At 67.3% G+C, this 11360-nt stretch carries 9 protein-coding genes; all 9 read left to right on the top strand.

Features of this window, described 5'->3' with window-relative positions:
- Positions 1-96: 96 nt before the first annotated feature.
- The 9 genes from QRO95_RS17120 to QRO95_RS17080 all read left to right on the top strand — a co-directional run bounded on the left by QRO95_RS17120 (position 97) and on the right by QRO95_RS17080 (position 11181).
- Positions 97-2421: a catecholate siderophore receptor Fiu gene (locus tag QRO95_RS17120; protein WP_285303071.1), complete on the top strand. Its 2325-nt coding sequence runs from the start codon at positions 97-99 to the stop codon at positions 2419-2421.
- Positions 2422-2469: 48 nt separating this feature from the next.
- A complete protein-coding gene (locus QRO95_RS17115) occupies positions 2470-3147 on the top strand; it encodes a Fe2+-dependent dioxygenase (RefSeq protein ID WP_285303070.1) in 678 nt (225 codons plus the stop codon).
- Between the two features lie 164 nt (positions 3148-3311).
- Positions 3312-3713: a hypothetical protein gene (locus QRO95_RS17110; RefSeq protein ID WP_285303069.1), complete on the top strand. Its 402-nt coding sequence runs from the start codon at positions 3312-3314 to the stop codon at positions 3711-3713.
- Positions 3714-3859: 146 nt separating this feature from the next.
- Entirely contained in the window at positions 3860-6280 is a 2421-nt protein-coding gene (locus QRO95_RS17105) for a TonB-dependent receptor domain-containing protein (protein WP_285303068.1), read from the top strand.
- Positions 6281-6489: 209 nt separating this feature from the next.
- The gene (locus tag QRO95_RS17100; RefSeq protein ID WP_285303067.1) at positions 6490-7128 is read left to right on the top strand and encodes a PepSY-associated TM helix domain-containing protein; all 639 of its coding nucleotides are present in this window, start codon (positions 6490-6492) and stop codon (positions 7126-7128) included.
- A 26-nt stretch (positions 7129-7154) separates the two neighbouring features.
- Positions 7155-7673, top strand: coding sequence for a DUF2271 domain-containing protein (locus QRO95_RS17095; RefSeq protein WP_004147429.1), 519 nt, complete (start codon positions 7155-7157; stop codon positions 7671-7673).
- Positions 7674-7749: 76 nt separating this feature from the next.
- A complete protein-coding gene (locus tag QRO95_RS17090; protein WP_121503994.1) occupies positions 7750-8553 on the top strand; it encodes a DUF4198 domain-containing protein in 804 nt (267 codons plus the stop codon).
- 55 nt (positions 8554-8608) lie between these two features.
- A complete protein-coding gene (locus QRO95_RS17085; protein ID WP_285303066.1) occupies positions 8609-9580 on the top strand; it encodes an FAD:protein FMN transferase in 972 nt (323 codons plus the stop codon).
- Entirely contained in the window at positions 9577-11181 is a 1605-nt protein-coding gene (locus tag QRO95_RS17080) for a sulfite reductase subunit alpha (protein ID WP_285303065.1), read from the top strand. The genes QRO95_RS17085 and QRO95_RS17080 overlap by 4 nt, the downstream gene beginning before the upstream one ends.
- Positions 11182-11360 lie beyond the last annotated feature (179 nt).

The raw sequence follows: 11360 nt of genomic DNA, 5'->3' as shown, positions 1-11360 counted from the left end.
CAGCCGCCTCCGCACGCCCCCCCCCCCCCGTTCTACGTACTGCTGCCGCGCGGCCCGCGCCGGCCGCCTCTCCCTGTTCCCCTTCTGCAGACGCCCATGAACCCGATCAAGAGCCGCAAGCACGCTTCGCCGCTTCGTACCCTGCCGCTGGCCACCGCCAGTCTTGCCGCCGGCCTCGGCCTGGCCACCCTGCCCGCGCTGGCCCACGCTGAAGCCACCGACAACGCCCGCACGCTGGACAAGATCGACGTGCACGCCACCCGGGGCTACAAAGCCGACAAGGTGGCCTCGCCGAAGTTCACCCAGCGCCTGCAGGACACGCCGCAAACCATCCAAGTGATTACCAGCGACCTGTTCAACCAGCAGGGTGCCACCACGCTGACCGAGGCGCTGCGCAACAGCCCGGGCGTGGGCACCTTCTATGCCGGCGAGAACGGCAACACGACCACCGGCGATGCGCTGTTCATGCGCGGCTTCGACACCTCCAACAGCTTGTATGTGGACGGTGTGCGCGACCTGGGCTCGATCTCGCGCGATGTGTTCAACATCGAACAGGTGGAAGTGACCAAGGGGCCGGCCGGCACCGACAATGGCCGTTCGGCGCCGACCGGCGCGATCAACCTTGTCAGCAAGCAGGCCAACCTGCAGGACGCGACGTCGGCCAGCATTTCGCTGGGCAGCGACCAGCAGCGCCGCGCCACCGCCGACTGGAACCAGTCGCTGGGCACCACCAGCGCGCTGCGCATCAACGGCATGTGGCAGGACAGCGACCAGCCCGGCCGCGACCACGTGCAGAACAAGCGCTGGGGCATCGCACCGTCGCTGGCCTTCGGCCTGGGCACTGCCACGCGCTACTACCTCAACCTGCTGTACGTGAAGCAGGACAACGTGCCCGATGGTGGCGTGCCCACCCTGGGCCTGCCGGGCTGGACGCCGCAGCCGACGCTGGAAGCGCTGGCCGGGCACCCGGTCGATCCGGAGAACTTCTACGGCACCCGCGCCGACCACGATGACGTGACCGCGAAGATGGCCACGTTCCGTTTCGAGCACGACTTCAACGACAGCGTGCGCCTGACCAACACCGCCCGCTGGGGTCGCACCGAACAGGATTACCTGCTCACCGCCTTCATGGGCACCGGCGTGCGCGGCGCAGGCGGCCGCCCGACCGGCAACATCACCTATGCCAACCCGGCCGACCTTTCCAGCTACGCCATCGCGCGCAGCCTGCCGACCTTCAAGGACCAGCGCAACACGATCCTCACCGATCAGCTGAACCTGCGCGCCGACTTCGCCACCGGCGCGGTCGGGCACGCATTGAGCGCTGGCCTGGAATTCACCCGTGAAGAACTGGACAGCTACGGCCAGGCCGCCGCTGCCGGCACCAGCTGGCCCGCTGCGAACCTGTACAACCCGGACTGGAACGTCAGCGGCCTGAACTGGGCGCACAACGGCGCCGATGCACATGGCAAGACCACCACCTCCTCGGTGTACCTGTTCGATACCCTGTCCTTCGGCGAAAGCTTCCTGTTGACCGCTGGCGTGCGTGCGGACCACTACAAGACCGAGTACGCCAGCGCGTCGGTGTGTGGTGGCCGCGGCGGCCCGGCGTGCGGCGGCAATCCTACCGGCACGGTGCTGCGCAACCCGACGCTGGACGCGTCCGATACGCTGCTGAACTGGAAGCTGGGCGCCCTCTACAAGGTCGGCGATACCGTCAGCGTCTACGCCAACTATGCTATCTCGCAGCAACCCCCGGGTGGCGCCAACTTCCAGCTGAGCAGCTCGGCCAGCAGTGCCGACAATCCCAAGCTGGATCCGCAGAAGGCCAAGACCTTCGAAGTGGGCAGCAAGTGGGCCTTCCTGGATGACGCTCTGGCAGTGAACCTTGCGTTGTTCCAGACGGACGTGGACAACGAGATCAACACCACCGTGCTCGACGATGCCGGCAACCCGACCCAGACCGGCAGCAAGCGGGTCAAGGGCGTGGAGCTCTCCGCAGTCGGCCGCCTGACCGACAACTGGTCGGTCAGCGCCGGATACAGCCACCTGGACACCGACGTAAGGGAAGGCGCGAAGGTGGCCGCCGATGGCACCACCAACCTGACCTATACCCCGGACGACACATTCACCGGCTGGACCAGCTACACCCTGCCCTACGGCATCACCGTGGGCGGCGGCGTACGCTATGCCGCCGGCATGCACCGCGGCACCGACGGCGCGGTGGGCACCCCGTCGTTCACCAAGTCCTACGTGGTGTATGACGCGGTCGTGTCCTGGGCGATCAATGAGACGATCTCGCTGCGCTTGAACGGCTACAACCTGTTCGACAAGCAGTACGTGGCCAGCATCAACAAGAGCGGCTACCGTTACACCCCGGGTGCCCCGCGCACCTTCCTGCTCAGCGCGGACATCCGCTTCTGATGCAGCACGCGGGGGAGCCCACTCCCCCGCGCCCCCAAAGGAACCGCCATGCTGCTGCACATTCCCGACGTGCTTTCACCCCAGGACGTGGCGCAGGCACGCAGGCGACTCGACGCTGCAGACTGGACCGACGGTCGCGAGACCGTCGGTGCACAGGGCGCGATGGTCAAGCACAATCTGCAGCTACCCGATGCATCTCCCCTGAAAGCGGAGCTGGGCAGGGACCTACTGGCCGCGCTGAGCCGCAGCCCCTTGTTCTTTGCTGCCGCGCTGCCCCTGAAGATCCTGCCGCCGCGTTTCAACCGCTACAGCGGTGGCGGCACCTATGGCTTCCATGTCGATGGCGCGGTGATGAACCTGGCCAACGGCGAGCAACTGCGCTCGGACATCTCCTGCACCCTGTTCCTGTCCGCGCCCGAGGAGTACGAGGGCGGCGAACTGATCATCAGCGATACCTACGGCGAGCACGAAGTGAAGCTGCCCGCTGGCGACCTGATCGTCTACCCGTCCAGCAGCCTGCATCAGGTGCGCCCCGTCACTGCCGGCACGCGCGTGGCCTCGTTCTTCTGGGTACAGAGCATGATCCGCGACGATGTGCAGCGCCGCCTGCTGTGGGAAATGGATGGCTCGATCGAGCGCCTGCGGCAGACCGGCGGTGACGCCGAGGCGATCCTGCAGCTGACCGGCGTGTACCACAACCTGCTGCGACGCTGGAGCGAAGTCTGAGCCCCATCCGGCCGACCCGCGACAATTTGGCAATCATTCTCATTTGCAACAGCTAACAGCTCTCATTACAATCACGCCCCGTTGATGCCGGCCGCTGCCGGCAGACCCTTGGGGACCCCTGCTTGCTGCGCCCGCTTCGCCCTCGCCCACTCATCCATCGCAAGATGGGCATCGCCATGCGCGGTCAGCGTCCTGCGCTGGCCAGCCTGCTGGCGTGGGTGGCGATGCTGGCTTTGCTGCTGGGCACCCTGCCGCTGCTGCCCCACGGCCAGGCCGGAATGGCCGTGCAGATGCCGCTGGAAGAGCGCGGTGGCGAAGCGTCCCCGCAGGAAGAAGCACCGGCCAAACTGCGCCGCTGTGCTGCCGCCCCGGTGAAATCGGCCGAGAAGGCACGCCCGCCGTTGCTGCTGGCCAGCCAATGGCTGCGCACCGAGCTTGAACTCGTACCCACCACGCCGGCCATGCCCGGCGTGCGCCCGGACTGGCCGCTGGCCGCTCCGGACACGCCCTGGGCCGACGCGCCCGGGCGCCGCCAGCAACGCGGCCAGGCGCCGCCGCTCGCCTGATTCACGGCCCCGCGTGACCGCCTGCGCGGTCGTGCCCGCACGCCGCTGCCTGCTTCATCCCTGCCGCCCCTGACCGGGCCTCCCCGTGCATGCCGCGCCGTTCGCGCCTGGCATTGCACCACCCTGCATCCTTCGAGGTTACTGCCATGGCCCAGCGCCATCGTGTCCGTTCGTCCCTGTCCCGTACCCTGCTGACCAGCGCCGTGCTGGCGGCCATGACCGCCCCTGCCTTCGCCCACGGTGACGCTTCCGGCGCGCCACAGACGCTGGACAAGGTGGTGGTCACCGCCTCCGGCTTTGAGCAGAAGGTGGTCGATGCACCCGCCAGCATCAGCGTGGTCAGCCGCGAAGAACTCAGCAAGCGCCCGTACACCAATCTGGTCGACGCGCTGCGCGACGTTGAAGGCATCGACGTCGGTCTGGAAGCCAGCGACAAGAACGGCCGTGCCACCATCTCGATGCGCGGCCTGCCCTCCGAGTACACCCTGGTGCTGATCGACGGCCGCCGTCAGAGCAATGTCGGCCAGCTGTATCCGAACAACTTCGGCGGTGGCCAGTTCGCCTACCTGCCGCCGCTGGATGCCATCGAGCGCATTGAAGTGGTGCGCGGCCCGATGTCCACGTTGTACGGCTCGGATGCAATGGGCGGCGTGATCAACATCATCACCCGTCGCAACCAGGACAGCTGGCACGGCGCACTCACCCAGGGCTTCACCGTGCAGCAGGACGATCAGTTCGGCGATGCGCGTACCACCGACGTCTACCTCAGCGGCCCGCTGGTCAAGGACCGTATCGGCCTGGCAGTACGCGGCAGCTACTACGACGCCAAGGCCTCCAATCCGGAGTGGGATGCACTGACCCTGCCCGACGGCAGTCTGTGGGAGCGCAGCATCGGCTTCGGTGGCGGCGGCAAGTCGGTGGCCAACACCAACTGGAACACCGGTGTGCGGCTGAACTTCCACGTCAACGATGACCACGAACTGTGGCTGGACTACGACGTGTCGCGGCAGAAGTACGACAACAGCGAGGGCCAGACCGGCACCCTCGACAGCCTGGCCAGCCTGTGGCGCGTCGGCAATGCCGTCATCCCCAACCCGAACGGCAGCGGTACCGTCACCCGCCGCGTGGTGCAGCCGCGCGTGGGCTACACCGCCTACCAGCGCTACGAGCGCGACCAGTTGTCGCTGACCCACCAGGGCCGCTACAGCTTCGGCACCTGGCAGACCTCGCTGACCCACAGCAAGAGCAGCAACCTGGGCCGCTCGCTGCCGCTGACCCTGGACGAACGCGCCAACCTGCAGACCCTGTGGAACGACGTCTGCCGCCGCACCGGCGGCGCCAACAACTGCGCGGCCGGCCGCGGCAATGCACTGGCCGCCCTCAACCCAAGTGAAATGGCACGCCTGCAGGCATTCCTGCCGCGTCCGCTGCGCACCATGGAGCTGGAAGGCTACGTGCTCGACACCATGCTCGACCTCGACTTCGGCGCGCACAAGCTGACCGTCGGCGGCCAGTACAACGACACTGACATGATCGACGGCGTGTTCGGCATGGACGGCGCCGGTTACCGCAGCAACACCAAGCAGAAGCACCGCATGTGGGCGCTGTTCGCCGAGGACAACTGGTCGCTGACCGACACCCTCACCGCCACCTTCGGCCTGCGCTACGACGACCACAACGTGTTCGGCAGCCATGTCAGCCCGCGCGGCTACCTGGTGTGGAACGCCACTGACGCCTGGACCTTCAAGGGTGGCGTCAGCACCGGCTACAAGACCCCGCGACCGGATCAGCTGTTCCCGGGCATCACCGGCTTCGGTGGCCAGGGCGTGCTGCCGCTGGTGGGTTCGCCGAACCTGAAGCCTGAAACCAGCACCAACTACGAGCTGGCCGCGTACTACGAAGGCCAGCGCTGGGGCTTCAATGTCACCGGCTTCTTCAACAAGTTCGAAGACAAGATCGCCAGCGGCGGCACGTTCCCGAACTGCGAAGTGGCCCGCGCCGGCAGCGGTTACTGCGTGGACATCGGCCCGGGCTGGGCAGCACTGGGCTACAGCACCTTCACCCAGAGCGTGAACATCGACAAGGCCGAGACCCGCGGCGCAGAACTGGCCGGTCATGTCGACCTGCTCGACAACCTGCAGTTGCGCGGCAACTACACGTGGACCAAGAGCGAGCAGACCAGCGGCCCCGACAAGGGACGCCCGATCTCTGGCACCACGCCGGCAAAGCACATGGCCAACGCCAGCCTCAACTGGCAGATCAACGAAGCGATCAGCCTGTCGCTGATCGGCGAAGGCCGCTACGACCGCTATCGCGACACCCTCATCGACAGTGCCGGCGCCCGCCACGTGCGCTATTACGAGGACTACACGATCTTCCATCTCGGTGGCAGCTGGAAGGCCACGCCGTGGCTGACGGTCAACGCACGGGTCAACAACCTGTTCGACAAGGACTTCGTTTCGCAGTCGTGCCTGCTGCTCAATCCCAGCGAGTTCAGCTGCGTGGACGACTACGCGACCAAGGACCAGCGCCGCAGCTACTGGATTTCGTTGAACGCGAAGTTCTGATCTCTGCGCCCTGCCCTGGCGGGTGCCGACCTTGGTCGGCACCGCTCCATCCACGCATGGCGTGGATCTACTGATCCGTGGGATTGCCGGCCAGTCCGTAGTGCCGGCCGCTGGCCGGCAATTCCCCCAGGGATACAGAACGACACGCAATTGCGAGCTATTCTCATCAATGATGTAATGGGCAGTCCCCGTCCGCCTCGAACCGTGCCGTGAGCCGTCCTGCCTCTTCCACCGTGCAGCAGCAACAGAACCGTGGCTTCTGGCTGCGGACGCTGCACCAGTGGCACTGGATCAGCTCGGCGGTCTGCCTGATCGGCATGCTGCTGTTTGCGGTGACCGGCCTGACCCTCAACCATGCCGCGAAGATCGAGGCCAAGCCCGAGGTGCAGAACCAGCATCTGGAACTGCCGGCCGCGCTGCTGGGCCAGCTGGGCACGCGCGAGGATGGCAACGCGCCGATCCCGCGCCCGGCACGGCAATGGCTGGACACGCAGCTGGGCATCGCCATCGGCGGGCGCCCGGCCGAGTGGTCGGCCGAAGAGATCTACCTGTCGCTGCCGCGCCCCGGTGGTGACGCCTGGCTGAGCATCGATCGCGCGACCGGCGCGGTGGAGTACGAATCAACCTCGCGCGGCGTGGTGTCCTACCTCAACGACCTGCACAAGGGCCGCAACGCGGGCCCGGCGTGGGGCTGGTTCCTGGATCTGTTCGCCGTGGCCTGCCTGGTGTTCTGCATCACCGGCCTGTTCCTGCTTCACCTGCATGCACGGCAGCGGCGCATGACCTGGCCGCTGGTCGGCCTCGGCCTGATGATCCCGCTGCTGATCGCCCTGCTGCTGATCCACTGACTTTCCTTCGTTTCCGGAGCCGCCCCATGCGCGTCACCCTGACCATCGCCCTCAGTGGCCTGCTGGCCACCTCGCCGGCCTATGCCACCACCCTCGACATCAACGTCGAAGTGCCCAAGCTCAACGTGGCCGAATACCACCGCCCGTATGTGGCGGTGTGGCTGGAAGGCGCCGACCAGAAGGTCGCGGCCAACCTGTCGGTCTGGTACCAGCAGACCAGCAACAGCGAAGGCCACGGCACCAAGTGGCTGCCCGACCTGCGCCAGTGGTGGCGCAAGAGCGGCCGCACCCTGCAGGTGCCGGTGGACGGCGTGACCGGCCCGACCCGCCCGGCCGGCAAGCACGCGCTGTCGTTCAACGACAAGCAGCCGGCGCTGAAGCAGCTGGCTCCGGGCAACTACACCCTGGTGGTGGAAGCGGTGCGCGAAGTCGGCGGCCGCGAGCTGCTGAAGATCCCCTTCACCTGGCCGGCGACCGCCGCACAGAACGGCAAGGCGCAGGGCGCCACCGAACTGGGCCAGGTCACCCTCGCCGTCAAACCCTGAAAAGGGGACGGAGGGGATTAAGTCGTAATTCCCCTCCTCTCGCCGCACCACCCTGCATCCACCTGGAGTCTTCCGCATGAAGCGCACGCTCGTCCTCGCCGCCGCTCTGGCCGCTGCCCTTCCCTTCTCCGCCCTGGCCCACAAGGCCTGGCTGCTGCCCTCGCAGACCGTGATCGCCGGCAACGCGCCGTGGATCACCGTCGACGGTGCGGTCTCCAATGACCTGTTCTATTTCAACCACGTTCCGCTGCGCCTGGAATCGGTGGTGATCACCGCCCCCGACGGCAGCACCGTGCAGGCGCAGAACGCCGCCACCGGCAAGTACCGCAGCGTGTTCGACGTTGAGCTGAAGCAGCAGGGCACTTACCGCATCGCGTCGGTCAATGACGGCCTGTTCGCCACCTACGAGCAGAACGGCGAGCGCAAGCGCTGGCGTGGTACCGCCGCCACCTTCGGTGAACTGCCGAAGGCCGCGAAGAAGCTGGAAGTGAGCCAGTCGGTCGGCCGCGTGGAAACTTTTGTCACCAACGGCGCACCGAACGACACTGCGCTGAAGCCGACCAACCGTGGCATCGAGCTGGTCGCCGTCGGCCACCCGAACGATCTGTTCGCCGGTGAGGAAGCCACCTTCCGCGTGCTGGTCGACGGCAAGCCGACCGCCGGCCTGGAGTTCGAGATAGTGCGTGGCGCCACCCGCTACCGCAACGCGCAGGACGAGCTGAAGGTCACCAGTGATGCCAAGGGTGAGATCAAGGTGACCTGGCCGGAAGCCGGCATGTACTGGCTGGAGACCGGCACCGAAGACAACAAGACCTCGGTGAAGCAGGCCGCCAAGCGCCGCCTGAGCTACGTCGCCACGCTGGAAGTGCTGCCGCAGTAATGACGTGGACCGCGATGCCGGGCACGCCCCGGCATCGCGCCTGCAGCACACCACCATGACCGATTCCCTGCTCGACATCGCCCGCCTCGGCGGCACCACCATGGGCACCACCTGGAGCGTGTCGCTGGTCGCATCGCGCCAGCGCGACCTGCACCCGCTGCACGCTGGCATCCAGGCGCGGCTGGACGAGGTGGTCGCGCAGATGAGCACCTGGGAGCGTGGTTCGGATCTGAGCCGCTACAACCGCGCCGACGCCGGCCAATGGTGCGTGCTGCCGGCCGAAACCCGTCACGTTCTGGCCTGCGCACAGGCCATCGCTTCCGCCAGTGGCGGCGCTTTCGATCCCACCATCGGTCCGCTGGTTGCACTGTGGGGCTTCGGTGCACATGCCGGCGAACGCCGCCAGCCCGACGACGCTACCCTGCAGGCCACGCGTGATCGCTGCGGTTGGCAGCGCCTGCAGTGGCAGGACGATGCGCTGCTGCAACCGGGTGGACTGGAACTGGATCTCTCTGCGATCGCCAAGGGCTTCGGCGTCGATCACGTGGCCGCCTGGTTGCGTGGACAAGGCATCACTGCCGCGCTGATCGAAGTCGGCGGCGAACTGGCCGGCTACGGCCGCAAACCGGACGGCCAGCCGTGGCGCGTGCTGGTGGAATCCGCCCCCGAAGAAGACGTGCACACCGATACCCCGCCACGGGTGCTGGCGCTGGACGGCAAGGCGGTGGCCACCTCCGGCGATCGCTGGCACCAGTATCAGGCCGATGGCGAGGCCTACAGCCACAGCCTGGACCCGCGCTCCGGCAGACCGGTGCGGCAGGTTGCCGCGGCAGTAACCGTGGTGGCCGACGACGCCATGCACGCCGATGCCTGGACCACCGCACTGACCGTGCTCGGACGTGAGGCAGGCATGGCACTGGCCGAGCGCGAAGGACTGGCTGCGCGCTACCTGCAGCGTGCGGAAGACGGCCCGCAGGAATTTCTCAGCAGCGCCTTCCAGCGCCTGCTCGACGAGCAGGACGCATGAGCGCACGTCCATCGCGCGCCTGGCTCGGCAACGCACTGGTTCTGCTCCTGCTGGCAGCGATCGGCTGGGCACTGCTTCGCCTGCATCTCGGCGAAGCGTGGTGGCGGGGCGCACCACCGGCGCGGCACTCGCAGATCGCGGTGCTCGCCACGGTGCTGTATGCGCTGGCCTGCGCGGCCCTGTGGTGGCGTGGGCGCCCGCGCGACGACGCCGCAACCGGAGACACCGCGCCCATCCTGCTGGTCTGGTCCAGCCAGACCGGCTTCGCCCGCGAACTGGCCGAACGCAGCGCCGAGGCCCTGCGCGGTGCCAGCGTGCCAGTGCGCGTGCGCGGACTGCATGAGGTGGATGCAGCACTGCTGGCTTCCAGCCAGCGCGCGCTGTTCATTGCCAGCACCACCGGCGAAGGCGATCCACCCGACCACGCCCTGCCGTTCCTGCGCGGGGTGATGGCCACCCCGCCCTCGCTGCAGCACCTGCACTACGGGGTGCTCGCGCTGGGCGACCGCAGCTATGGCCACTTCTGCGGATTCGGTCACCAGCTGGACCAGTGGCTGCGCCAGCACGGCGCGCATCCGCTGTTCGATGCGATCGAGGTCGACAACGCCGATCCGGCAGCACTGCGTCATTGGCAACAGTTGCTGGGACAACTCGGCGGTAACGCCAGCGAACTGCCCGACTGGAGTCCGGCCGAGTACCAGCCGTGGACGCTGCTGCAACGCGAGCATCTGAACCCGGGCAGCCCCGGTGGTCCGGTGTACTGGTTGCGCCTGCAGCCCCCGGCCGATGCAAATGCGCAGTGGCAGGCCGGTGACATCGCCGAGATCGGCCCGCAGCACGCATCGCACACCGTGCGTGCCTGGCTGGATGCACAACGCTTCGACGCGGACACCGTGCTGGATGATGGGCAGACGTTGCTGGCACGCGTCGCGCGCTCGCACCTGCCCTCATTGGTTCCCCCGGGTGATCTGCCTGCCTTGCTGGCGACCCTGCAACCGCTGCCGCATCGCGAGTACTCGATCGCCTCGGTCATGGCCGACGGTGCGGTTGAGCTGCTGCTGCGCCGCCAGCTGCGCGCTGACGGTACACCCGGCATCGGCAGCGGCTGGCTGTGCGACCACGCTGCCATCGGCGAACCGGTACAGCTGCGTCTGCGCCGCAACGACAATTTCCATGGCGCGCCCGCCGATGTGCCGCTGCTGCTGATCGGCAACGGCACCGGCATCGCCGGCCTGCGCGCGCATCTGCACGAACGCGTACGCAGTGGCGCACGCCGCACCTGGCTGCTGTTCGGTGAGCGCACCGCCGCGCATGACTTCCACTTCGGTGAAGAACTGCAGGCGATGCTGACCGACGGCACGCTGGTGCGGTTGGATGCAGTGTTCAGCCGCGATGGCGGTGCGCACCGCTATGTGCAGGACCGGCTGCTGGCCGAAGCGGCAACGCTGCGCCAATGGGTGGATGAAGGCGCCACGATCCTGGTCTGCGGCAGCCTGCAGGGCATGGCCCCGGCGGTGGATGCAGTGATCGAGCAGGTGCTGGGTACCGCGGGCAAGGAAGCGCTGTTGCTGGCCGGTCGTTACCGGCGCGATGTGTATTGAGGCCACCGCATCCTGGTGGGTGCGAACCGCTTTCTGGTGGGTGCGAACCTTGGTTCGCACCATGACGCGGTGTCGGTGGCCGCATCCACGCATGGCGTGGATCTACTGAACAGATTCGGCTGGCGCGAACCGCTTTCTGGTGGGTGCGAACCTTGGTTCGCACCATGACGCGGTGTCGG

It is taken from the genome of Stenotrophomonas maltophilia group sp. Smal13 (assembly GCF_030236855.1).
Lineage (GTDB): Bacteria > Pseudomonadota > Gammaproteobacteria > Xanthomonadales > Xanthomonadaceae > Stenotrophomonas > Stenotrophomonas maltophilia_A.
The sequence above is the reverse complement of the archived record's forward strand: the minus strand, read 5'-3'. Positions and strand labels throughout refer to the sequence as shown.